The sequence below is a fragment of the Chitinophaga arvensicola genome (genome assembly GCF_900110835.1).
In the GTDB taxonomy this organism is placed as follows: Bacteria; Bacteroidota; Bacteroidia; order Chitinophagales; family Chitinophagaceae; genus Chitinophaga; species Chitinophaga arvensicola.
In genome coordinates this window covers 3,729,079-3,753,069 of record NZ_FOJG01000001.1, presented here as the reverse complement: position 1 = coordinate 3,753,069, position 23,991 = coordinate 3,729,079, and the positions used below count along the sequence as shown (strand labels likewise).

Annotated in this window: 19 protein-coding genes; 9 read left to right on the top strand and 10 right to left on the bottom strand. The window is 48.1% G+C overall.

The window, feature by feature from the left end; genetic code table 11:
• Nucleotides 1–5: 5 nt before the first annotated feature.
• The 3 genes from BMW79_RS15495 to BMW79_RS15485 all read right to left on the bottom strand — a co-directional run bounded on the left by BMW79_RS15495 (nucleotide 6) and on the right by BMW79_RS15485 (nucleotide 5,103).
• Nucleotides 6–3,179, bottom strand: a complete 3,174-nt coding sequence (locus BMW79_RS15495) for a TonB-dependent receptor (protein ID WP_177192182.1) — start codon at nucleotides 3,177–3,179, stop codon at nucleotides 6–8.
• Nucleotides 3,180–3,420: 241 nt separating this feature from the next.
• Nucleotides 3,421–4,452, bottom strand: a complete 1,032-nt coding sequence (locus BMW79_RS15490) for a FecR domain-containing protein (RefSeq protein WP_089896227.1) — start codon at nucleotides 4,450–4,452, stop codon at nucleotides 3,421–3,423.
• A 78-nt stretch (nucleotides 4,453–4,530) separates the two neighbouring features.
• Nucleotides 4,531–5,103: an RNA polymerase sigma-70 factor gene (locus tag BMW79_RS15485; protein ID WP_089896224.1), complete on the bottom strand. Its 573-nt coding sequence runs from the start codon at nucleotides 5,101–5,103 to the stop codon at nucleotides 4,531–4,533.
• A 153-nt stretch (nucleotides 5,104–5,256) separates the two neighbouring features.
• Between BMW79_RS15485 and BMW79_RS15480 the strand changes: the two genes are divergently transcribed.
• The 8 genes from BMW79_RS15480 to BMW79_RS33895 all read left to right on the top strand — a co-directional run bounded on the left by BMW79_RS15480 (nucleotide 5,257) and on the right by BMW79_RS33895 (nucleotide 13,038).
• Nucleotides 5,257–6,252, top strand: coding sequence for a S1C family serine protease (locus tag BMW79_RS15480; protein ID WP_089896222.1), 996 nt, complete (start codon nucleotides 5,257–5,259; stop codon nucleotides 6,250–6,252).
• A 152-nt stretch (nucleotides 6,253–6,404) separates the two neighbouring features.
• Nucleotides 6,405–7,931: an alpha/beta hydrolase-fold protein gene (locus BMW79_RS15475; protein ID WP_089896220.1), complete on the top strand. Its 1,527-nt coding sequence runs from the start codon at nucleotides 6,405–6,407 to the stop codon at nucleotides 7,929–7,931.
• A 44-nt stretch (nucleotides 7,932–7,975) separates the two neighbouring features.
• Nucleotides 7,976–8,515: a DUF1877 family protein gene (locus tag BMW79_RS15470; RefSeq protein ID WP_089896218.1), complete on the top strand. Its 540-nt coding sequence runs from the start codon at nucleotides 7,976–7,978 to the stop codon at nucleotides 8,513–8,515.
• A gap of 93 nt (nucleotides 8,516–8,608) precedes the next feature.
• Nucleotides 8,609–9,943: an amidohydrolase family protein gene (locus tag BMW79_RS15465; protein WP_089896217.1), complete on the top strand. Its 1,335-nt coding sequence runs from the start codon at nucleotides 8,609–8,611 to the stop codon at nucleotides 9,941–9,943.
• Nucleotides 9,944–9,966: 23 nt separating this feature from the next.
• Entirely contained in the window at nucleotides 9,967–10,521 is a 555-nt protein-coding gene (locus BMW79_RS15460) for a P-loop NTPase family protein (protein WP_089896215.1), read from the top strand.
• A 92-nt stretch (nucleotides 10,522–10,613) separates the two neighbouring features.
• Nucleotides 10,614–11,723, top strand: coding sequence for a serine hydrolase domain-containing protein (locus BMW79_RS15455; protein WP_089896213.1), 1,110 nt, complete (start codon nucleotides 10,614–10,616; stop codon nucleotides 11,721–11,723).
• 382 nt (nucleotides 11,724–12,105) lie between these two features.
• A complete protein-coding gene (locus BMW79_RS15450; RefSeq protein WP_089896211.1) occupies nucleotides 12,106–12,591 on the top strand; it encodes a hypothetical protein in 486 nt (161 codons plus the stop codon).
• Nucleotides 12,592–12,861: 270 nt separating this feature from the next.
• A complete protein-coding gene (locus BMW79_RS33895) occupies nucleotides 12,862–13,038 on the top strand; it encodes a hypothetical protein (RefSeq protein WP_177192181.1) in 177 nt (58 codons plus the stop codon).
• Between the two features lie 67 nt (nucleotides 13,039–13,105).
• Here BMW79_RS33895 and BMW79_RS15445 read toward each other — a convergent pair whose 3' ends face one another.
• Nucleotides 13,106–13,492, bottom strand: coding sequence for a VOC family protein (locus BMW79_RS15445; protein ID WP_089896209.1), 387 nt, complete (start codon nucleotides 13,490–13,492; stop codon nucleotides 13,106–13,108).
• Nucleotides 13,493–13,792: 300 nt separating this feature from the next.
• Between BMW79_RS15445 and BMW79_RS15440 the strand changes: the two genes are divergently transcribed.
• Nucleotides 13,793–14,758, top strand: coding sequence for a terpene synthase family protein (locus BMW79_RS15440; protein WP_089896207.1), 966 nt, complete (start codon nucleotides 13,793–13,795; stop codon nucleotides 14,756–14,758).
• Here BMW79_RS15440 and BMW79_RS15435 read toward each other — a convergent pair whose 3' ends face one another.
• The 6 genes from BMW79_RS15435 to BMW79_RS15410 all read right to left on the bottom strand — a co-directional run bounded on the left by BMW79_RS15435 (nucleotide 14,759) and on the right by BMW79_RS15410 (nucleotide 23,919).
• Nucleotides 14,759–16,456: an ATP-binding response regulator gene (locus BMW79_RS15435; RefSeq protein ID WP_089896206.1), complete on the bottom strand. Its 1,698-nt coding sequence runs from the start codon at nucleotides 16,454–16,456 to the stop codon at nucleotides 14,759–14,761.
• A gap of 94 nt (nucleotides 16,457–16,550) precedes the next feature.
• Nucleotides 16,551–18,578 (bottom strand): copper-translocating P-type ATPase, encoded by a 2,028-nt coding sequence (locus BMW79_RS15430; RefSeq protein WP_089896205.1) that lies wholly within the window; start codon nucleotides 18,576–18,578, stop codon nucleotides 16,551–16,553.
• Nucleotides 18,579–18,590: 12 nt separating this feature from the next.
• On the bottom strand, nucleotides 18,591–20,795 hold the full coding sequence (locus tag BMW79_RS15425; protein WP_089896204.1) for a multicopper oxidase domain-containing protein: 2,205 nt from the start codon (nucleotides 20,793–20,795) through the stop codon (nucleotides 18,591–18,593).
• An 18-nt stretch (nucleotides 20,796–20,813) separates the two neighbouring features.
• The gene (locus tag BMW79_RS15420; RefSeq protein WP_218150318.1) at nucleotides 20,814–21,314 is read right to left on the bottom strand and encodes a DUF3347 domain-containing protein; all 501 of its coding nucleotides are present in this window, start codon (nucleotides 21,312–21,314) and stop codon (nucleotides 20,814–20,816) included.
• Between the two features lie 46 nt (nucleotides 21,315–21,360).
• Complete coding sequence (locus BMW79_RS15415) at nucleotides 21,361–21,573, bottom strand: heavy-metal-associated domain-containing protein (protein WP_089896203.1); 213 nt, start codon at nucleotides 21,571–21,573, stop codon at nucleotides 21,361–21,363.
• 93 nt (nucleotides 21,574–21,666) lie between these two features.
• Nucleotides 21,667–23,919 (bottom strand): heavy metal translocating P-type ATPase, encoded by a 2,253-nt coding sequence (locus tag BMW79_RS15410; protein ID WP_089896201.1) that lies wholly within the window; start codon nucleotides 23,917–23,919, stop codon nucleotides 21,667–21,669.
• Between the last annotated feature and the right edge of the window lie 72 nt (nucleotides 23,920–23,991).

Sequence of the window (23,991 nt, the reverse complement as noted above, 5' to 3'; positions counted from 1 at the left end):
GGTTTTTATTTAAAGTTCACCGTAAAGCCTACAGCAAAAGAGCGTGTTTTCGGATATACGTTCCGGTTATCAATACCTGGTGCCAGTCCGTCGATAGGCAATTCAGGATCCAGACCGGAGTATTTGGTAATTACGAACAGGTTTTGTCCGGAGATATATACCCTTGGATTGGCAAACAACTTACTGTTGGCGGCTGGAATGCTATAGCCCAGGGAGAAGTTATCCAGGCGCAGGAAAGCGCCGTTTTCTATAAACCGGTCGGATACGTAGGTACCTTTGATATTGCTGTCGGCATACTTGGCCATGGCATTACGGCCCGGCAGGCGGCTAAAACGGTCGCTCAGCACCAGGTCGGTGGCGTTGAAAATCTGGTAGCCGAAAAGGCTGCGCAATAAAAAGTTCAGATCGAAGTTTTTGTAGCGGAAGGTATTGGCCAGTCCTGCCTGGTATTTCGGTAAGCCGTTGCCCGCTACGCGGCTGTCGCTGCGGAAATCGAAACTGCCGCTGCCGTCGATATCTTCAAACTGCTGGTTGCCATTGGCATCCACACCGGTATAGTGAGGAATGTAGAAGGTGCCGATAGAATACCCCGGTACTACTTTTACGATCTGTACGGCGGTGAGTCCACGGGCGCCTACTGTACCATCATAGATGGCATCGCTCTTAAACTGGTCGTTGGCGATGGAGAGGATTTCGTTGTAGTTGCGGGAGATATTGAAAGACGCATTCCAGCTGAAATCTTTGTGTTCAATGATACCGGCGCTCAGCGACAATTCCACCCCTTTGTTGCTGATTTTACCTACGTTAGCCAGCATAGAGGGAAACAGGTAAGGCGGTGAAGGCACGTTGTAATTAAAGAGCAGGTCTTTGGTGCGCTTATCATAGTATTCCAGCGTTCCGCTCAATCTCCCTTTAAACATGGTAAAGTCGAAGCCGGCGTTAAATTGTGCGGCAGACTCCCAGCGGAGGTTCGGGTTTTCATTCTGCCCGATCTGGTAGGACGTCACCCAGCGGCCATTATCCAGCACCTTACCACCAGGGCTATACGTTAATGGTGATTTGTAATTCTGTATTTCCTGGTTACCGGTAACGCCGTAGCCTACACGAAATTTCAGGTCCTGCAGCCAGCTGCTGTTCTGGAGGAAAGGTTCCTGCGTAATACGCCATGCCAGGGAGGCAGAAGGGAAAGTACCCCACTTCTTATCTTTCCCGAAACGGGTAGATCCATCGCGGCGCACCGTACCGGTGAGCAGGTATTTATCGTTATAACTGTAAAATACACGGCCAATAAAAGATACCAGCGAGTTTTCTTCCGCACCGGAGCCAACGGCCGGCTGATCACCCTGACCTGCACCGAGATTATTGTAGCTGAAAATATCAGATACAAACTGGGTGTTACCGGCGGTCATGCTGTTGTTAAAGAAGTTCTGATAAGAATAACCGGCGGTTGCTTTCAGCACATTCTTCCCCCATTGCTGGTTATAGGTAAAATAGGTTTCGAGTGTTTTGTTATCCCAGGTTTGCGAGGCGCGGGTGGCGGTACCATTGCTGCCTGCCCCTTCCACGACCGGTGATTTCTTGGAGTAATACAACCCACGATCGCTGGAAGCGCGCTCCAGTCCGAGTAACAGGTCGTAGGTCAGGTGTTTGCTGATATCATAGGTGGCTTTGGCAGAACCGATGAACTTATTCATGGCCCGCTGGTGTTTGATCTGGTGGGCCAGTGCTACCGGGTTATAGTTATCGTTGATATCCAGTTTTTCGAACCAGCTGCCATCGGCATTATAAATGGGTGCAGTAGGATTATAGGAAATAGCCTGTTCCCAGATGCGGTTATCACCGTTGCCATCGGGATCTGTGCCGATGTATTTGTTTTTTTCGCCTACATAGTTCATCGATAATCCAAGCCGCAGGCGGTTATCGAATACGCCCTGATCCAGCGTGATACGGCCTATCATTCTTTCCAGGCCGGAGTTGATCACCACTCCTTCATTGTTGAGATAGTTTACAGACGCGCTGTAACGGGTATTGTCCTTTCCGCCGCTCATCGACAGGTTATGACTGTGGCTGATCCCTGTGCGGGTAATGGCTTTCTGCCAGTCGGTGGAAGCACCGAGGTCGAATGCTGATGCGTCGATATTGTTATCCTTCAGGTATTTGCGATAGTCGGAAGCGTTGAGTACATCGTAGGTATTGGACATTTTTTCCATACCCACATACCCGCTGTAAGACACCTGTACCAGGCCTTCCTTACCGCGACGGGTAGTAACGATGATAACGCCGTTGGCGCCCCGGGAACCGTAGATAGCCGACGCGGAGGCATCTTTCAGCACATCAATAGACACAATATCATCGGGAGGTACGGCATTGATATCGATGCCGGGAATACCGTCCACTACAAACAGCGGCTGGCTGCTGGCAGACAGGGAGGATGCGCCTCTCAGGCTGATGCTGGTTTTACCGTTGGGATTACCACCCGGTTTGCTGATCACCAGGCCGGCTACTTTACCCTGGAGCACCTGTACGGGGTTGCTGATAATACCTTTATTGAATTCCTTGGGGGTTACACTGACGATAGAGCCGGTAAGGTCTTTTTTCTGTGTGACGCCATAACCGATAACCACCACTTCCGTGAGGGCGCTGGAAGATTTTTTGAGTTGTACTTCCATATTGGCTTTCACAGCCAGTTCCAGGGGTTCATAGCCTACATAACGGAATAACAGGGTGCCACCGGCCGGGGCATCGATAGTAAAGTTTCCTTTCTCATCGGTAAGCGTACCGATAGCCGTTCCTTTTACCTGCACCGTTACGCCGGGAAGAGACGCGTTATCATCGGCGCCGGAGATATGTCCTTTTACGCGGATATTTTCCCAGGCGGTATTTTCCGGGATAATCACTACCAGGTGGCCTTCCAGTTCTTTCCAGGCAAAGCCGCTGCCTGACAGTACTTTGTCGAGCACCTGTGCCAGTGGCTCTTCTGCGGCATTGATGCTGATGCGCTGCTGCAGGTCTACTTTTCGGTTGCTGTACAGGAAACGGACGTCTGACTGGCCGGCAATACGGTCCAGTACTTTTTTAATTTCCGTATCCTTTACGCTGATGCTGATCCGTTTCTGGGAATAACCGGTGGCAGCTACCTGCATACAGGAGAGCAGGACAATAAAGAATGATAGCTTCATAATGATCAAATGCTTAAGCATAGCCGTTCTTCGCCGGCATGCATCCGATTGGTTGACTTTTTCCATAAATTTGTGATGATAGGTGATACAATAGCAAGGCCCTGCCATCCGTTCCAAAGGGGCTGGCGCGTTGCTGATTAGCCTTCACACAGGGAATGTTAGTAGCATTTCCTGTGCTTTTTTTCATTGAACTGTGTACTGGTACTTAGTTTTTCATATCCGATTTTTAAAGGTAACGTGCCTAATATATGATGATCTGCGTGCCTTGATATTTATAGTGGAAATCTTCTGTTAATTGTAATGCCTGTAGCGCCTGGATAACGGTTTCTGAAGCAAAGGAGCCGCTGAAAATATACTTTTTCACTCCTTCATTCCTGAATTCGATCTGTACGCCGTACCAGCGTTCCAGTTCCCGTGCCAGTTGCTCAAAAGAGAGGGAGTCGAACTGCAGCCGGTTACTTATCCAGGCAGTTTCCCGGAGGGTGCTGTCAATGACCGGTAAAGCTAATGCCTTTGCCAGTGCGCCTTTGGACAGTACCGGCTTTATCACTAATTTCTCTTCCGGAGATGCCAGCGCCGTATGGCTGCCGACCAACAGTTTTTCGTACGGACGTAGCCGTACTTTCTGTTCCGGCTTTTTATTGAGGTACACTTCTACGGCGCCTTCCAGCAAGGTAGTTTCGTACTGCTCATCCTGCGGATAGGCTTTCACGTTAAACGCCGTGCCGAGTGCGTGGATATTCAAAGCGGCGGCATGAACGATAAAAGGTCGGTGCACATCTTTCGCCACTTCGAAATAGGCTTCCCCTTCCAGCCATATTTCCCGGCTGTTGGGATCCAGGTGACACTTTAGCTGGCTGGAGGCGTTCAGGTGTACCTTACTGCCGTCGCTCAGCACGAACTGTCGCCGTTCTGCCTTGCCGGTTTGCACGAGTTGGATATTGGAATCGGGCTGGGTGCGGGGCTTCCACAGGTGGAAACCGGCCATACAAAGTAATCCCGCTACCACAGCAGCGGCTGCCGGTTTCCACCAGTGCATGGGTTTTACGATCGCTGCCGGCGTGGCCTCCGCTTTGTCCATCATCTCCCGGAAAACAGCAAAAGAAGGCTCCTCCACTTCCGGCGCCTGCTGCCAGTATTGTTCCAGCACAGATAGTTCAGCCCCCCACTCCGGGTGCTGTTCCAGTAAAGCCGCCAATTCCTGTTCACCACTGTGGTCCAGCGTGCCGCTTAGTTTTGCCGTAATCAATTCATCAAAGCGATGATGCTGCATGTAGGTGCTGTTTAAATATTCCCTGTGTCAAGAGACACGGAAAAGGAAACGATTACCTACAGAACGGGAAAATATTTTTTACCGGACCGGTAATTGGGAGTCAAAGCCTTTGCCGTATTGCCGCAAGGCCTCGCGGAGGCGGCTGGTAGCGCGTACCAGCTGGGTTTCTACGGTACGTGGAGAGATCTGGAGGATAGCTGCTACTTCCTTGTATTTAAATCCTTCTTCGCGCACCAGGCGGAAAATGGTGCGTCCCTGGGGAGAGAGACTGGCAACAGCACCATCGAGCCACTGTTGCATTTCTTTCCATTCCAGCTGCGGATGTATCTCATTGGCTGCCATACCATCTTCGGCTTCCAGTTCGAGCCACTGGTGCTTCTCATGATCACGGTGATAATTGTAGCAACGGTTGCGCACCGCCGTGTATAAATATGTTTTCAGGTATAGAATAGGTTCGCCTTCCGTGCGGTTTTTCCAGAGTTGTACAAATACATCCGACACAATTTCTTCTGCCGCCTCCGGGCTGATCGCCAGATCCGTTGCAAAACGCACCAAACGGCCGTAAAGGAGATTAAACAGCTTCCGGAACGACTGCTGATCGTCCGTCATGTATACCTCATCCCACAGCTCCTGTAAATCAATTGCCGGCATAGTTCCTTATTAGACGAAAAACATTCCCCGTCAAAATAGCTAAATAATTATAATTTTCAACTCTCCCAAAGCAAAGATGGCATAAACCGTGGTGTTCCGATGCCAAAACGGCATTCCATCTAAACTGGAAATAAATTTGAGCCGGTTGAGATTATGGATAACTCAATTTCATTTCTTACGCACCAGGCGTCGAACGATAAGAGTTTATTAGATGCCTATTCCCAGACCGTTACCGGCGTAGTGGGTACTGTAGCCGAATCGGTAGTACATATAGAAGTACAGAAGAAGGTTACCGATCAGCGATCGCGCGACAAACGCACGCAGGCGGGTACCGGTTCCGGCTTCATCATCTCTTCCGATGGCTTCATTATCACCAACAACCACGTGGTAGAAAATGCGGAAAGCATCAAAGTCTCTTTCGTAGACGGCAGAAGGGTCAACGCAGAAATCAAAGGCGCCGATCCCTCTACCGATATCGCCGTCCTGAAGATCGATGAATCCGGTCTGAAGGCCATGCCTCTCGCCGATTCCGCCACACTCCAGGTAGGACAGATTGCCATTGCCATCGGGAATCCGATGGGACTGCAATATACCGTGACCGCCGGTGTAGTGAGCGCACTGGGACGCACACTCCGGGCCAGCAACGGCCGGCTGATAGATAATGTGATCCAGACCGATGCCGCACTGAATCCCGGTAACAGCGGAGGACCGCTCGTGAACTCCTTAGGCCAGGTAATCGGCGTAAATACCGCCGTAATCGCCTCCGCACAAGGACTTTGCTTTGCCATCTCCTCCAACCTGGCCGCACAGATTGCTGGGCAACTGATCCTTCACGGAAAAATCAGACGCGCACAACTGGGTATTGCCGCTCAACCGGTAAACCTCAGCAGCAGAATGATTGCCGCCAACAAACTCACTACCCACACCGGCGTATACGTGTTTGAAACGGTACCCGATGGAAATTACTACAACAGCGAACTGCATATCGGCGATATCATCATTGCATTTGATGGTAAACCCGTAGCATCCGTAGATGACCTTCACCTGTTGCTCTCAGACAAGCAGATAGGACGAAGAATTCCTGTAGATATTTTAAGAGGGGGACATAAGCAATCAGTGGAAGTAATTCCCGGAGAGATAACGCATTAAATGTGGTCACTAAAAAAGAGGAGGACGCCGGGAGCAGTATGCTTCCGGCGCCCCCTTATTTATTGCAGATAAAAAACCAAATTATCAACGCCACATCAACGTTTGCCAGGTAGCCAACAATTGCTTATCTTAAGCTACCTAATTACAACACGATGAAAGCCCCGATACGCTTAATATTCATCATCACCGTCACTACGTTCTTTGCCTGTGAAGCAAAAGCACAGGCGCCCAACATCCTGCACGACACCCTCTACTCTGCGGTACTGCAGGAAAAAAGAGCGCTGAATATTATCCTTCCAAAAGACACCTTCAATCAATACGAAATCATCTACTGCCTCGACGACGTCGCAGAATTTCAACGCATGGAATGGGGCTTCCTTCATGGCGAAGGATTTATTCCGAAAAATACCATCCTGGTGGGCATCACCAACACCCGGAAAAACGGCGCGGACATGAGAGACAGGGATTTTACCCCCACCGCTACCGGTGGCGTTTCCGGCGGTGCAGATCAATTCCTGCAATTTATTAAAAAGGAACTGATGCCCCATATGCAACAGCAATACAAAGCCGGCGCAAGCGGTCACACGTTGTATGGCGGATCACTGGGCGGACTTTTTGTGATGTATGTTTTTCTGACAGACCCGGATCTCTTTACTTCCTATATCGCCATCGATCCCAGTTTATGGTGGGATCATCAATACCTGAATAAACTGGCGGATAAAAAGATCAACACCTTCTCTTACGCCAATAACACCCTCTTCATCGCCGGTCGCAAAGGCATCGCGTTTGATTACATGGGTATTTCAGGTATGGATAGTATTCTCCGGGCCAAAGCGCCGGCAGCATTGGACTGGACCTGCATTCCCTTTACCAACGAAACCCATTACTCCACTAATTTCAAAGGCTTCTGGGAAGGACTGAAATTTTCCTATGGTGGCTTCTACGCCTCTACCGGCGGTTACAATACCTCCAGGAAAATATATATCAAACCCACCAACGGCATTGTATTAAAAGATCAACCCTTTACTTTATTCAGCTACAATCTGAATCCGGACCGGTATATTCATTACACCACAGATGGCAGTATACCAGACCAATCTTCCCCGACACTTAAAGGTGAAGAAACACCGGTTGCACTCCGCTCTGATGCGACCATCCATGTGAAATCAATCGGCAAAAGAACTGTATACAACCGGGAGGCAACCGCCTATCTGAAAACGGGCAACGTGATTCCAGCCAGCCCGAAACCGGCAGGAGTGCAGTCCGGCGGCCTCCATTACGCCTGCTATGAAGGCGAACCAGACTTGAAAAAACTATTGCCTACAAAAACCGGCATCGCAGATGAAACATTTGACATCAACCAGCTTTCAAAACAGCCTTTCTTTTACCTCGTAAAGGAAGGATTTATTGAAATCACCGCCCCGGGCTATTATATTTTTGAGATGGGTCCCGGTAATGAAAAAACGAAAGTGTATTTAGCTGGCCGGCAAATCCTGGGCGCTCATTTTGAACCAGGTGATGGAGAGAATTACGTGTTACCACTGGAGAAAGGATTTTATCCTTACCGCGTAGTTTACTTTCATCAAAAAGATAGTGGCCCCTTGCCGGATATTTACCTGAAGCTGCCCGGGAGAGATGATTTCCCAATGCCGCTGGAGATGCAGTATAGTAAGCGGTAATAGAATTTGTTTAATTTCACCTTACCTAATATAAATATCTAACTATGAGCCAGTCGGCCACACTTTATAAAACTACTCCTGAAAAATTCAGGTTAATAGAAGAGAAAAATGGGAAAGGAATAAATCCTACCGAATTGAGTAACGCATCTGTCGTATTCCAGGGAAGCTTTATGGGCACGGAATACTTGTTAAACAAAATTTTCTCCAGGAAAGAGATGAATGAAAAAATAGATATTTTCTCTCCAGCCACTGTAATCGGAGCGGCAGACAGTGATGATATTGATTTTGAAAACATCGATTTTGATGCGCTGGAGAACATTACAGACTATGTAAGTTATCTATCACCGGACGAAGTATATAGAATCAATAATTTATTGGCGACTGTTAATGAAACAGATCTTATTGAAAATTACGATGCCAGCGAGCTTAATGAACAAGGTGTATATCCTGGTGTATGGAATGATAGTGAAGACTTGCATGTTGCTTATAATCTGACAGACTTAGGAAATGATCTTGAAAACCTACAAAACTTCTTCCGTCATGCCAGTGCAGACGGTACCTATGTATTAGTTTACTGTGGTTGACCACTGCTCCCTGTTGTGTTATTTCGGAAAACGGCTTACAATTTGTGAACCGTTTCTCTATTCCGTTTACACATTAATGCTTAAATTACTGCTATGAAAAATTACCTGTTACTACTCCCTGCTGTACTGTTATTGGCGGCCCTTTCTCCGGCCCCGGTTGTCAAAACAATCCTGCTGAAAAACGTAACCCTCATTGATGGTAATGGTGGTAAACCAGTGCCTAATACCGATATTCTTATCAAAGGATCTACAATAGCGGAGATCGGTCGTGGTTTAAAAGCAGACGGTGCCACAGTGATCAACGGAGCAGGAAAAACAGTGATGCCCGCGCTCACGAGCAGTCATGTACACATCGGTATGATAAAAGGCAGTGACAGTAAAGAAGAACCATACACCCGTGAAAATATATTATCACAATTAAAAAAATATGGTGATTACGGCATTACCAACATTCTGGTCATGGGGTCGGATCAGCCGATGCTGTTTGCCTCCGGTCTGCGCGATTCTTCGGTGAATGGTTTGTTGCCCGGCGCCCGTCTCTTTTCTGCCGGATATGGATTTTCATCGGCGCATGGCGGTCCCCCGATGAAGTATGTGTATCATCCTTCCACCGTGGCGCAGGCGACTACCGAACTGGACAGTGTAGCACTCATTCATCCTACGGTAATAAAAATGTGGGTAGATGATTTTGGCGGCTCTACACCAAAAATGGACAGTGATATTTACAAGGCCCTCATTGCCCGCGCACACTCCCATCATATCCGCGTGGCATCGCATCTGTTTTACCTGGCAGATGCAAAAAGCCTGGTAGACAATGGGCTTGATATCATCGCCCATAGTATCCGCGATCAGGAAATTGACAACGACTTACTGCAACAGATGAAAGCAAAGGGCATCGTATACATTCCCACACTTTCACTGGATGAATATGCGTATATCTATTCCCGTAAGCCGGAATGGATCAATGATCCTTTTTTTAAAGCCTCGCTGGAACCGGGCGTATATGACATGATCACGGCACCGGCTTACCAGGAAAAAATAAAAAATTCACCGGCGCTGCAACGCAACATCAAAGCTTTTGAGACGGCGATGAAAAATGTTAAACGCATTTCAGACGCGGGTATCCTGGTGGCACTCGGCACCGATTCCGGTGCACAGCCTATCCGCACCCAGGGCTTCTCGGAACACCTGGAAATGGAGCTGCTGGTACAAGCCGGATTAACACCGTTACAAGCTATTACCGTAGCCACCAAAAATGCTGCTACCGCTTTAAAGATAAACGCTCATTATGGCACCATTGAAAAAGGAAAAACCGCAGACCTGCTGCTACTCGATGCTGATCCATCAAAAGACATCAAGAACACCCGGAAAATAGCTGCGGTGTATAAAGCAGGAGAAAAAATCAGTACGGGCCCCTTGTCCCGTTAGTATTTTTCTGCAATTTTGCGAACATGAAACTGCACCTGTTCGGCGCTTCCGGAAGCGGCGTCACTACTTTAGGCAATGCTTTGGCAGCACAATTAAACATTCCATATTTCGATAGCGATGCTTATTTCTGGGAATCAACCGATCCCCCTTTCACTATCAGGCGAAATGCCGCCCAAAGGAATGCACTTATCCGCGCCGATCTGGATAAACAACCTGATTGGATGGTAGGTGGCTCCATCATCAACTGGGGCGATACGGTATTTCCGTCTTTTGACCTGATCGTTTTTCTCTGGCTTCCCCCGGAAGTCCGGATGGCACGGCTACTTAAGCGTGAACAGGAACGTTATGGCGATCGCATCTCCCTAAATCCCGACAGAAAAAAACAGCACCAGGAATTCCTTGCATGGGCGGCAGACTACGATCATGATACCGGTATCGCTACCCGCACATTGAATGCACATGAACAATGGATGCAAAAGCAAACAGCTCCGGTATTGGAGCTACGCGGGGATAAGACCATACGTGAACGTACCCACGAAGTAATAGTGCGACTCCGCACAATGAATGTTCATTTTTGATACAATTATTCATTTTTCACCATACCTAATGTGATAATTATCTGTAACATTCTAAATGGCATCGTCTTTTCATAGTAGTTCGAAAAGCAACTATGAAACAATTTATCCCCGCTGTCCTTTTAATTATATCCGGTCTTTCCACGCAGGCGCAGGTTACCTCCGATAATCCGTTAAAAACGAAAATGGATAGCCTGGTACAAACTGCCTTATCCGGTTTTATGCAGCACCCTGCGAGAGTAAATGTAGAAGCAGGTGTTTGGGCAAACGGCCAGCAGTATACGTATCGCTACAGCAGTAAGACCTTGCCCGAACTCAACACACAATATGAAATTGGTTCGATTACCAAAACCTTTACCGGCTATTTACTGGCCAAAGCTGTGATTGAAAAAAGAGTTAAGCTGGAGGATGACATCCGGTTCTACCTGAATGGCGATTATCCCAATCTGCAATACAAAGGACATGCTATTCAAATGAAACACCTGATCTCGCACGTATCCGGGCTTCCGTTTATGCTACCTGAACGCAAGGATTTGTTCCAGCTACCGCCCGATTCCATTCCTTCCGTTGTTATTAAAAGCCAGGAAAACTACGGCACTGCTGAATTTCTGAACGATCTGCACCAGGTGCAACCGGATACTATACCCGGCACCAGGTTTAAGTATTCGAATGCAGGGGCACAGTTGATGGGTATCATACTGGAACGCATATACGGCATTTCCTACAGTCAACTGGTGAGAAAATATATTACACGTCCCCAGCACATGAAATACACTGCCACTGAAACGCCCGGCAATTCAAAAGTGCTGGCGAAAGGCTATAACCAGAAAGGCGCTGTAATGCCTTATATTCCGTCATTTACACTGGCGGCCGGTGGTGTATACTCTTCTGTTCCTGATATGCTGCAATATATCCGCCTTCACCTGGATGAAAACAACCGCGCGGTGTTACTTACCCATCAACCGGCATGGGGCGATTTTTCCAGCTTTGCTGTAGGCCTCAACTGGCAGATGAATAAAACGGACAAAGGCGCCAGAAGGATCTGGCAAAGTGGAGGCACCTTTGGCTTCAGCAGCTACTGTGTGATATATCCCGACCTTAACCTGGGCATTGTACTACTGAGCAATGAAGCTGATCCTACTGCACAGGAAGGACTGGGTGTTGCAGCGGGGAAAATCTTCGATGGACTACAGCAGACATTTTAACAAAAGGGGAAAAGGTGCTTGTTCGTAAATGAAAATCAGTTCCGGGATGATGAACATTCATTCAAGAGACACAAATACAATTTTCGGTTATCAATATGTGTTTAAGATAAAAAACGCACAGGCACCTTTTCTTATTAACTTATGAAATCCAATCGTCCCATTCTTCTTTTTTTCTTACTGCTGCTAACTTCCTGTTACACCAAAGAAAAGAGACTAAAAAAACAGATAGAAACATGGAATCGGAGAGTAAAGGAGGTTAGAGAAAAAGACAGTATAAATAAACTGCCATCCGGCCATGATTCTCTCTCGTAACCCCAACTCTTTTTCGTACCTTTCCACTACCTTCCAACGCGTATTATTCCAAACCTTAAATGATACCGTCATGAAAAAACTGTTCTTTCTTTTGCTCATTCTCCCGCTGGCTTCATCAGCAGATACCATTCCCAGCTATTACCTCACCCCTGCCGATGCAGCAAAGATCCTCGGCCAATCCGTACTGCTCACGCAGAAATCTGCTGACCAGGAACGCAATGCCATGAAATACCGCTCCGCTTTCACAGCGGTAGAATCAGATCCGGTATCCGGCAACACCGGTAATGTATTTTACAACTATGAGGAATACAGCTCCGTAGCTGCTGCACAAAAAACCTACACGAATATCCTGGACGACAACCGTCGCAACGGAAACATTCAACTCCTATCCAATACCGGCGACGAAGCCTTCTACCAGAGCGATGCGAAAAACTTCGATCTCATCATGGTCAGAAAAAAAGATAAGATCATCCGAATGAAGGTGAATAAGGTAACCAGCACCACTTCCGTTGCCGCTTTAAAAGAAACGATCCAGCGTATTGCTGCTACCCTCTGAACATTGTAAAAGCGAACGGATTACTGTACAAAACACTAACACATATTAATTATCCATAAATTAAAAATCACTGAAAATAGAAGCCACATCTAAGTGGCATCGCGTACGCTATCCGCTCATTATCAGCACCATCATGATCGCCAATCAAATGCGGTATACGATGGAATCTGACATGGGTTTCCGGAAAGATGCCATCGTTATGTTACCCGTAAAGGGTCACAATCCGGCCACGTTAAGCATCTTACGGAATTTACTGACACAAATCCCCCCATGGCCGGCTACCTGATGACCCGCTGGCTGGGCACTTTCACCTACCGCATCCACCTGGGGGCAGGCATCTTCCTGTTGGCACTTGGAGTTTCCCTGGTCATTGCCCTGCTCACCGTCGGTTATAAATCCATACAGGCGGCCCTGAGAAATCCCGTAAAAAGCTTAAGATCGGAGTAACCTTTACCATAGCAAATAGCCGTCTCCATCAGCTGATGAAGACGGCTATTTATTGCAGCATACGCTACTACATCTGGAATACGTTGAACTTATGACCATCAGGGTCAGCAAACACAAAACCATAATACCCCTCTCCAAACGCTTCCGGTTTTGAAACAATTGTTCCCCCTGCTTCCCGCACCTCTTTTTCCCAGCTATCCACTTCTTCCCTGGTATCAGCAGAAAGGGTGAATATAATTTCATTCCCTGTTTTTGTTTCAATGATCTCGCCTTTGATAGCAGGCTTAAGGATCTCTCTCAGAAAGAAATGAATAATAAATTGCTGCTCGCCAAAGAAGAAGCTGGTCAGCTGATTCGAAGCGCCGTTGTGCTTAAATCCAAGTTTCTTGTAGAAGGCAGTTGTTCGGTCTAAATCCTGGACACTGAAATTGGCCCAAATCTTTTTTGTGTTCATACGCTGAAGGTTTTCTGATGAATAGTTTTCTTTTATAGACGCGGTATCACTTATACCTGGAACAATCCGGACAGGGCAACTTTTGAGTACCCGGATGCTTTCCTGTCAAAAATAGCCCATTAATGTATCACTCAGGGTGGGTATTTGCGAAATATTCAGGGGCATTCCCGACATTCATGATCACCACTTCTCCCACGAAATTCTTTTCCGGACCAACGCCCACATTAATAAATTTGTAAACAATCGAAATCGACCATTACCCGTCAACTTTTATCTATTCACTTTTAAATGCAATTTGTCATGCAAGCAACAACCACCTGCCCGGACCTTTATTGTCCTTTTCCTCAGCGTCTGCATCCCCTGGTAAACGAAGCAGATGCCCACACCACCGCCTGGGTACACACTTTCCGGCTGGCTACTTCCGATACTGCCTGGGAAGCGTACCACGAACAGAAATTCACCTGGATGGTGGCCCGGATGTTCCCGGAGGCCTCCCTCTTTTCCCTCTGCATTGCCAGCGATTTCAACACGCTGCTTTTCCTCTGGGATGACCACCTCGACGCGCTCGCTCCCAATGCTTTCAACACCGGTTTTGAACGCATGGCGCATCACATGATGCAGATCCTGGAAACCGGCAAAACCTTCTCCCTGGAAACAGGCGGCCCGCTCCTGGCAGCGATGAGCGACATCTGGCAACGCATGCGGCAGATCAGTCAGCGCCCCTGGCAGGCCCGCTTCGCCCGCAGCCTTAAAGAAGCTTTTACCGCCAATCTCTGGCGTATGAAACACGTGGACAAAGCGCACAACACTTCCCTGAAAGATTACATGCGTTTCCGGCCACAGATCGGTGGCGCCAACTTCTTCCTGGATCTCGCTACCCTGATGGGTGCTATCCGCCTGCCGGCAGATCTGCGTTCCAATCCACAGGTAAAAAACATGGGACTTTATTGCAGCCGTACCATCTGCTGGGCAAATGATCTCTACTCTTTCCCGAAAGAATATGAAGGGGGAGATGAACTGAATCTCGTTATGCTGCTGAAACATCATCAGCAACTTACCCTGGATCAGGCTGTGGAACAGGCCGTGAAGATCCATAACTCGGAAGTAGCGCTGTTTAATAACACCGCCGATGTACTGTCTGCCGTATGCGCAGCAGCCGTAAAACCTGTGCTGGAGCAATATGTGCTCACACTCGGTCAAATGATGAAAGGAAACATCGACTGGAGCACACAGGATACTACCCGCTACCAGTACGTGTATGCGTAGTTACTGCACCAGTACCTTATTCAAAGCACTGTTCAGCAGTTTAAGATCAATAGGCTTGGAAATGTATTCACTGGCGCCCGCGCCCAGCATATCATCGATGGACTCCTGGAACGCATCGCCCGAAACGGCGATCACCGGTATGTTTTGTAAATCAGGAATAGCACGGAGCTGCTGAAGGGTGTCTTTCCCGCTAAGTCCCGGCATATAACTATCTATGAAAATAATATCCGGTTTTTCATCCATTGCTTTGTGAATCCCTTCTGCTCCATTACCCGCCGTTACGGTGGTAAATCCAAGACGACGCAGAAAATTGGATAACACCAGCTGGCTCATCTCATTATCATCTATCACCAGGCTTTTCATGCCTTTGTGCATAGTCAGCTCCATCCAGCCGGTACCCGTAGCCGGTATAGCCGCTTCGCTCACTACCAGCGGCAAACGCACAATAAACGACGTGCCTTTTCCAGATGTACTGTTCACTGTAATGCGACCATTCATCATGTCCACATACTTCTTCGTAATCGGCAGCCCGAGTCCTGAGCCCTCAAACTCACTTTTCCCGGATTTAAACGGGGTAAACAAGGTCAGTAAGTCGGCCTCCGGCATACCATTGCCCTGGTCTTTCACCACAAACTGCCACAGATCACTCTCCCGCGATACGAGCACTGTTACCATACTGTTGCTCCGGGTAAACTTGATCGCATTAAACAACAGGTTATTTAGTATCTGCGTCAGCTTGCCTTTATCTGCCAGGATATGTTCCGGCATATTTTCAGGGATATCTGCCCGGATTTTTACTCCCCGCAGATCAGCGATATACTGGTACACAATCACCTTGTCTGTAATCAGCTCCCGGATATTGAACACTTCGGGATGCAACGTATGTGCCGCTCCGTCTTCTATTTTAGAAATGGCCAGCACGTTATTGATAATCTGTAATACATTATGCGTAGCGGAATACAGGTGCTCAATTTCCGGACGGATCTCACTGTAACGCTCCTCCTTATGCACTTTCATCATCAGATCCTGGCTGATGCCGTAAATAGCATTCAGCGGATTGCGGATCTCATGACTGGTTTCCCGCACAAAAATGGTTTTCTCATCGGTGGCTTTCGTCAACCGGATATTCAGCGTCCTGAGTTTTCTGACATATAGGAAGATAGTAGCCACATCCAGCAGGAGGATCGCCGGAAGCGTAATCCAGCGGATGATAAACTGCTGCGACAGCGGCATAGACATGGGTGTGATAAGGCGGTAGTAGTAATTGATTTCACAGGCCGTTACGGATACCACAGCTACCACGATACTGGCAATCACCAGGGCGCGCGAACGGAAAATCATCAGTGATGCTCCCAGCAGGAACAGGAATAACAAGTGTACTTCTGCTACCATGCCCATTACAGCACTGAAATAGACAATCGCTATATTGTTGATGGCTATAAAAGAAATACTGGCTAAAACGGGCTTATTCAAAGCATTTAACATAAACACCCCCAGAAACACGGCCGCTTCTATCCAGGCAGGAATCAGGAGATCTGCTTTACCGGTACCCAGGTAGATCAATCCACCGAATATGAGACAAAGGGAGATGGTAACTACGGAAAAAGTATTAACCATCCGGGTCACTTTCGCCAGCGAAGCTTCCTGGCGGAGAGTCCCGGTATTCACAACCTGGTGAAAAAATTGTCGGATGTTCATATGGCTATATTTTGAGAGGCATTCGCGGGATAGCTGACAAAGTAATAAACAGTTGTAAAACACTTCCTACGTCCTACACAAATTTACACATAATTTATTTCCCGGAACGGTTCACTTTTAACATACTGGCATTTATTGCTACCACTACTGTGCTCACGGTCATCAATACCGCTCCTGCAGCAGGGCTCAGCAGAATTCCCTCTTTATACAACACGCCTGCCGCAAGTGGAAGCGCCACGATATTATACCCCGTTGCCCAGGCTAAATTCTGGATCATTTTCCGCCACGTAGCTTTACCAAATAAAATCAGGTTGACCACATCCTGTGGATTACTATTTACCAGCACAATTCCCGCTGTTTCTGCCGCTACATCACTACCGCTGCCGATAGCAATACCTACATCCGCCTGTGCCAACGCCGGCGCATCATTGATTCCGTCGCCGGTCATGGCCACAAACTCACCCTGCTGCTGCAATTCTTTAATCTTATCCAGTTTTTCATGTGGCAGTACCTCGGCTATAAAGCGATCCATTCCCAGCGTTTTACTCACACTCTCCGCCACGATTTTATTATCACCGGTCAGCAATACCGTTTTGATCTGTTGCTCGCGCAGCGTGGCGATTGCTCCTGCCGATTCCGGCCTGATCTCATCGGCCAACGCAATAAAGCCCGCCACCTGGTTATCCACCAGCACATACACCAATGTTTCACCAGGCTGAATGGCCGTAGGCGCGGCTCCGGGGAACTGTTCCGCCACATAACCAGGACTCACTACTTTCACATCTCTCCCGGAAATATTACCCGTAATTCCTTTACCGGTAATAGCCGTTACATTGGTTGCCGCCGGCAATGTTATACCCAGCGTTTTCGCTTTGCCGGTAATACCTGTTGCAATAGGATGCTCCGAGCTTCCTTCCAGCGATGCGGCCATACCCAGCAAATCCTCTTTGGAAATGCCCTGCTGTAAACTATCAAAACGTACCACTTCAAACCGGCCCACCGTTAAGGTGCCCGTTTTATCAAAAACAATCGTGGTAATTTTACGTGCATTTTCGAAATCCGTGCGATTCTTGATCAGTAAACCATTGCGGGCCGACAAAGCCGTGGATTTAGCTATCACCAGCGGTACTGCCAGTCCCAGTGCATGCGGACAACAGATCACAATCACCGTCACCATCCGCTCTATCGCAAATGACAACTCCCGCCCGCTCATCCACCAGTATAAAAAAGTAGCGATCCCCGATAAAATAGCGATCAGCGTAAGCCAACGGGCCGCCTTATCCGCCAGCAACTGCGTTTTGGAGCGCGATTGCTGCGCATCCTGCACCAGCTTCACTACCTGGGAAAGATAGGAGTCCGCTACTCCATGCGTTACCGTTACTTTAATAGCACCGTTACCATTGATAGCACCGGCAATCACTTTATCACCCGCCTGCTTCTGCACCGGCTTCGATTCGCCGGTAAGCATACTCTCATTCAGCGAAGTAGTGCCCTCCAGCACGGTACCATCTGCGGCTACTTTCTCTCCCGGCTTGATGAGGATCACATCGCCCGCTTTCAACGATGCTGTTTTCACGTCCATCACATGATCGCCATGTACCAGGTGCGCGTCGTCGGGCATCAGTTGCACCAGCAGTTCCAACTCCCGCGAAGCCCCCATCACCGATTTCATCTCAATCCAATGCCCCAGGAGCATGATCAGTATCAACGTGGTCAACTCCCAGAAAAAATCCATACCGGACAAACCCAGTACTGTGGCTACACTGTATACATAAGCCACCGTAATGGCAAAACCGATCAGCGTCATCATCCCTGGTTGCCATTGCTTCATCTCATCCCACCAGCCTTTGAGAAAAGGCCATCCTCCGTAAACAAACACCACAGAAGATAACGCCAGCAGTACATATTTATCTCCCGGAAAATGAATATCGATCCGCAACCAATGCTGGATCATTTCCGATAATAACATTACCGGCACCGTCAGCACCAGCACGATATAAAAACGTTTCCTGAAATCGGCAATCATCATAGCGTGATGATCGTGATGCCCGCCGTGTGCGTGACTTTCGCCGCTGCCGGCGTGATCCATTTTCATATTGGAGTGGTCATGCTGATGTTCCATACCCGGTAGATTTTAATAGCTTAAAGTAATCCCTGCACCAAGTCCCATATCGCTGTCGTAATGTGTGGAGAAAGCAAAGTTCTTCGTTACAATGTAGCGGAACCCTGCCATATATTCCTTGTCTGTGTTCACCATAAAACTGAAACGTAAACGCCGTGTTACCGGTACATCATCGCGCATCAGCTGCACACGCACCTTTCCATCCGTATCTACCGACGCATCGGCCACAATCAGCATAGGCAATGTATATTCCAGACCTACGTGAAACACCTGCCGGAAATCCTTTGTATTCTTCTGTCCAAAAAGATTCTTCTCCGGTTCATCCATCTTACGGTAACGCACATCCCAACCGATATAGGGAAACAGCCATTGCATTTTGCCGAGATAGCGCCCGAAATGGCTCTCACTTTCGTATCCATGCCGGTCGTTCAGACCTACCCGCCATTCGGTAGACAAACGGTAACGGGTGTTTGCCACAGTAATTTCTCCGTCGCTTCCGGTGCTTTCCAATCCTACACGCGCCATCGGATGCAGTTTCCGGTCGTCCATCTGCACCATTTTGTACCCCATAGCCGGATCAGGCACCTCGGGGTTAGGCGGTGAATTTTCATAGCTGAATACACGCCCCATGCCACTCATCATATGATACAAAATATGACAGTGGAAGAACCAGTCGCCCCCTGGTTCCGTCGCCGCAAATTCAATAGTATCTACTTCCATCGGCATAATATCCAGCACGGTTTTCAACGGCGAATATTCGCCCTGTCCATTCAGCAAACGAAAGAAATGCCCGTGCAGGTGCATGGGATGCCGCATCATCGTATTATTGAACAATACGATCCTTACAGTCTCTCCCTTTTTGATTAAAATCTTATCTGATTCAGACACCGTTTTGTTATTGATACTCCACACATAACGGTTCATGTTTCCGGTTAGTTCAAATTGCAACAACTTCACCGGACCAGCGGGCAGGGTGGTTTTCTCAGGCGCTTTCAGCATGCCATAGTTCAGCGTTACAATGTCACCGGAGGCACTATCCATCTGCATGCCATGCATACTGTGATCCATGGGCTTCGCCGGCGTTTCTTCCCCGCCGGTAATTTCCGGATACATAACGGTATTCATATCCATTACCTGGTTACTCATCTGCATGCCGCTGCTGGTATCCAGGTCGCCGTTCATTTTTATCATGCCATTCATCATCTTCATCCCTTCAAAATATTTCAGGCGGGGTAAAGGTTTGGCAGGCATCTTCATGCCCTGCCCCAACCATAGCGAGGTAGACCTGGTACGGTCTTCCGCAGTGGCCAGGAATTCATATTGCATATCTTCCGGGATGGTTACTATCACATCATAGGTTTCAGATACGCCAACGAGTAAACGGTCTACTTCCACCGGCTCCACATCTGCGCCATCATTGGCTACTACGGTGAGTTTTCCTCCTGCATAGTTCAACCAGAAATAAGTGGAAGCGCTGCCATTAATAATACGCAGCCGCACTTTATCACCGGCCCTGAATTGGGGCTGTGTATCCACTTCTTTACCATTGCTGAGGAAGCGCTCGTAATACACATCGCTGACATCCATGGCATTCAGGCGCTTCCATTCATTGGTTACTTTGGTTTTGAAATGCTGATGTTTGATCGCTTCTCCATAGCTCTGCACCGAGCCTTTTTTTATGGCAAACCAGTCGTTCGCATTGTGCAGATACCGGTTTACCGTATGCGGATGCATATCGGTCCAGTCACTTAGCAATAACGTATATTCTTTACCGATAGTGGGCTTCCGTTCGTGGAAAACAATAGCGCCATACATGCCGCTTTGTTCCTGGAACATCGTATGACTATGATACCAGTACGTACCATGCTGCACAATGGGAAAGCGGAACAGGTGTGTTTGTCCGCCCTTAATGGGTCGGGTAGTAAGATAAGATACACCGTCGTACTGATTGGGGAGGATCAGTCCATGCCAGTGGATGGAAGTTTCTTCTTTCAGGGTGTTGTGTACATAAATCTCTGCAGTATCTCCTTCTGTGAAATGCAGGGTAGGCCCGGGAATGGTACCGTTGATGGCAAGTGCGTGGCGCATTTTACCGGAGTAATTAACCATGGTATCGCCTACGTACAGATCGTAGCGGACTACCTTAGGCGAAGAAGCCTGTGCAGCCGCTATGCTGCACAGGCTCATGAATGTGATATACAGTAATACTGCTTTCATATGGATCTTTGAAAAAAACTACTGAATGGTATCGCTTACTTTTCCGCAGGTCAGCATCTGACTGCCATAGTAAGGATTTTTGATAGCATTGCTGCTGCTTAACCAGTAGGCCTTTTTCATGGGGCAGTACTCCTGGTATACCGGCTGTGCGGAAAGCGGAACGGCTTTGGCCAGCTGGTAAAAATTATCAGAAAATGTTTTAAATAATTCGCGTTGTTTGCTGATATCTTTTGCGTCAGACATTGCTTTGGCATCAGCGGTCAACTTAGAAGCCAGCGGCATGTAAGCATTATGAACAGCGGGTGGCAGGGACGACATATCTGTTTGTGCAGCGGTTTGTACAAACGTATCTGCTTTGGCAGCCACCGTACCCGCGTTACCTGTTACCAATGCATCTTTGATATTGTAATACAATGAAAGCAACGGAGACAGCTGTGGGGAAACGGTCTTATCCTGTGCCATTCCTGCCTGCAGGAATACTGCTACCAATACAATACCTGTCAGTAATATCTTTTTCATCTTGCTTGTTTTTATAAATTCAGAATATCGTTCCTGCCATCAGTGTTTATGACAAAGCTTCCGCCTTATAACCGGCTTTTTCTATGGCATTCCTGATTTCACTTTTATCCAGGTGTTCTTTTGTAACGGTCAGTACTTTATCAGCGCTGGCCAGGTCTACTTTCCAGTTATCAGATCCTACCAGTTCATTTAATACAGGCGTTACCGTAGCGATACAGCCGGAACATTTGATGTTTGTTTTAAACTGTGTTGTGCTCATATATTGATTCTTTTTTCTGTTGTTGATGATGATGTAAAATTACGGGGCTGACAGGGCTGTACTGTTATACAATTCATGCAACCTTTTATATAATTATAGTCTGGCGGCTTTCAGTCGTAAGCTATTGCTTACCACACTCACAGAACTCAGTGCCATAGCAGCACCGGCAATCATAGGATCCAGCAGGAAGCCATTTACCGGGAACAATACGCCTGCTGCAACCGGAATACCGATCACATTATATATAAACGCCCAGAAGAGATTTTGTTTAATGGTACGGACAGTTTTTCCGGATAATTTCAGCGCCCTGGGAATGCTGTTCAGATCGGAAGTGATCAAAGTCATCTTGGCCACATCCATGGCAATGTCTGAACCCTTGCCCATGGCGATGCTTACGTCTGCCTGCGCCAATGCCTGGGAGTCATTGATCCCATCGCCGGCCATGGCCACTACTTTTCCGGCCTGTTGCAGTTTCTTTACAAAATCTGCTTTATCTGATGGCCTGACTTCTGCCTTGTAGTGTTTAATACCGGTTTGTTGGGCTACAGCAGCGGCGGTGTGGGCATTATCACCGGTGAGCATGTATACTTCAATGCCCTGGCGTTGTAAGGTTTCAATAGCTTTGCGGGAAGTCGCTTTGATCTTGTCTGCAATGGCTACTACGGCCAGCAGGGTTTTACCTTTGGCAAAATAGATGACCGTGTTGGCACCCGCCTGTAAAGCGCTTGCCTGGGCCGCAATATCGGGCCGGATGGCCACCTGTTTTGAGGCCATCAGCTGGCTGTTACCAACAAACCAGTCCTGGTTGTTATACCGGCCTTTAATTCCCTGCCCCGTAATGCTTTCGAACTGCTGTAAGGTAACCGGAACTATCTTTTTTTCCCGGAGATGGGATACCACGGCTTCTGCCAGCGGATGTTCAGACGATTGCTCCAATGCATACAATACACCGGCGGCTTCGTCATCTGTGGCATACCAGCTGATATCGGTCACTACAGGCTTCCCTTCTGTGATGGTACCGGTTTTATCGAGGATCAGCGCATTTACTTTATGTGCCAGTTCCAGGCTTTCCGCATCCCTGATCAGGATGTTGTTTTCCGCGCCCTTGCCTACACCAACCATGATAGCGGTGGGTGTGGCCAGTCCGAGTGCACAGGGACAAGCAATCACCAGCACCGTAACAGAAGTGAGCAGTGCATGTGTAAACGCGTTCTCCTGGCCCAACACCATCCAGGCGATGAAAGTGACAATGGCAATACCAATAACCACCGGTACAAAGATACCCGCAATTTTATCGACCAGTTTCTGCACGGGGGCTTTACTACCCTGTGCTTCCTGTACCATTTTAATGATTTGTGCCAGCAGGGTATCTGCGCCTACTTTTTCTGCATGGAACTGAAAACTTCCTTTCTGGTTAATGGTTCCGGCAAATACAGCGTCGCCTTCCTTCTTGGCCACCGCCACTGGCTCCCCACTGATCATGCTTTCATCTACATAAGAAGTGCCATTGGCCACCTTACCGTCTACCGGTATTTTTTCGCCGGGTTTTACCATCAGCAGGTCATTTACTTTTACCTGGGAAATGGGGATCTCGCGGGCTTGTCCCCCTGCTTCAACCAGCAGCACCGTTTTTGGTTGCAGGCCAATGAGTTTCTTAATAGCAGAAGAGGTATTTGACTTTGCTTTTTCTTCCAGTAATTTCCCTAGCGAGATAAAGGCAATTACCACTGCAGCGGCTTCGAAGTACACATGGGCGTGTAATCCACGCTGGTGCCAGAATTCAGGATAGAAGGTATTAAAGGTACTGAACAACCAGGCAATACCGGTACTCAGCGCTACCAGTGTATCCATGTTGGCTTTACCATGACGGGCCTGTTTCCAGGCATTCACGAAGAAATGACGGCCAAAGAAAAACACCACCGGTGTAGCAAAGGCCATCATGATATAATTGCCGTAAGGCATATCCATAAAAAACATCCCGATCACCACTACCGGCAACGACAATACGGCCGACCAGATGGTCCGCTGTTTTACCTGCTGGTAATGGTGCTGCTGTGCAGCGGCCTGTTCTTCTTCCTGGTTATCTTTATTGATGAGCAGGTCGTAACCTACGCTACGGATGCTGCTTTGAAGGAGTTCGGGGCTTACCCTGGCCGGATCATACTGCACCCAGGCGCTTTGATTGGCAAAGTTAACACCGGCATCAGCCACACCCGGCACTGCTTTCAGAGTAGACTCCACGCTCACCGCACAGGCGGCGCAAGTCATTTCCAATACGGGAAAGGTTTCTTTGATCTGGTTCTTTGAGTGTGCAGGAGAGCCCTGCACTGGTATAGCTACTGACATATTCGACTGATTTTATGCAAAGCTACTCCCTGCCCGGAGGGGAATTGTTACATGATTAGGGATAAGATGTAC

What these genes read in the sequence shown, in the direction of transcription:
- BMW79_RS15440 (WP_089896207.1), top strand. Translation starts at nt 13,793, where the DNA reads ATGCAAGCAACAACCACCTGCCCGGACCTTTATTGTCCTTTTCCTCAG.
- BMW79_RS15475 (WP_089896220.1), top strand. Translation starts at nt 6,405, where the DNA reads ATGAAAGCCCCGATACGCTTAATATTCATCATCACCGTCACTACGTTC.
- BMW79_RS15460 (WP_089896215.1), top strand. Translation starts at nt 9,967, where the DNA reads ATGAAACTGCACCTGTTCGGCGCTTCCGGAAGCGGCGTCACTACTTTA.
- BMW79_RS15420 (WP_218150318.1), bottom strand. Translation starts at nt 21,314, where the DNA reads ATGAAAAAGATATTACTGACAGGTATTGTATTGGTAGCAGTATTCCTG.
- BMW79_RS33895 (WP_177192181.1), top strand. Translation starts at nt 12,862, where the DNA reads ATGGCCGGCTACCTGATGACCCGCTGGCTGGGCACTTTCACCTACCGC.
- BMW79_RS15470 (WP_089896218.1), top strand. Translation starts at nt 7,976, where the DNA reads ATGAGCCAGTCGGCCACACTTTATAAAACTACTCCTGAAAAATTCAGG.
- BMW79_RS15455 (WP_089896213.1), top strand. Translation starts at nt 10,614, where the DNA reads ATGAAACAATTTATCCCCGCTGTCCTTTTAATTATATCCGGTCTTTCC.
- BMW79_RS15435 (WP_089896206.1), bottom strand. Translation starts at nt 16,456, where the DNA reads ATGAACATCCGACAATTTTTTCACCAGGTTGTGAATACCGGGACTCTC.
- BMW79_RS15495 (WP_177192182.1), bottom strand. Translation starts at nt 3,179, where the DNA reads ATGAAGCTATCATTCTTTATTGTCCTGCTCTCCTGTATGCAGGTAGCT.
- BMW79_RS15450 (WP_089896211.1), top strand. Translation starts at nt 12,106, where the DNA reads ATGAAAAAACTGTTCTTTCTTTTGCTCATTCTCCCGCTGGCTTCATCA.
- BMW79_RS15430 (WP_089896205.1), bottom strand. Translation starts at nt 18,578, where the DNA reads ATGGAACATCAGCATGACCACTCCAATATGAAAATGGATCACGCCGGC.
- BMW79_RS15480 (WP_089896222.1), top strand. Translation starts at nt 5,257, where the DNA reads ATGGATAACTCAATTTCATTTCTTACGCACCAGGCGTCGAACGATAAG.
- BMW79_RS15445 (WP_089896209.1), bottom strand. Translation starts at nt 13,492, where the DNA reads ATGAACACAAAAAAGATTTGGGCCAATTTCAGTGTCCAGGATTTAGAC.
- BMW79_RS15410 (WP_089896201.1), bottom strand. Translation starts at nt 23,919, where the DNA reads ATGTCAGTAGCTATACCAGTGCAGGGCTCTCCTGCACACTCAAAGAAC.
- BMW79_RS15465 (WP_089896217.1), top strand. Translation starts at nt 8,609, where the DNA reads ATGAAAAATTACCTGTTACTACTCCCTGCTGTACTGTTATTGGCGGCC.
- BMW79_RS15490 (WP_089896227.1), bottom strand. Translation starts at nt 4,452, where the DNA reads ATGCAGCATCATCGCTTTGATGAATTGATTACGGCAAAACTAAGCGGC.
- BMW79_RS15425 (WP_089896204.1), bottom strand. Translation starts at nt 20,795, where the DNA reads ATGAAAGCAGTATTACTGTATATCACATTCATGAGCCTGTGCAGCATA.
- BMW79_RS15485 (WP_089896224.1), bottom strand. Translation starts at nt 5,103, where the DNA reads ATGCCGGCAATTGATTTACAGGAGCTGTGGGATGAGGTATACATGACG.
- BMW79_RS15415 (WP_089896203.1), bottom strand. Translation starts at nt 21,573, where the DNA reads ATGAGCACAACACAGTTTAAAACAAACATCAAATGTTCCGGCTGTATC.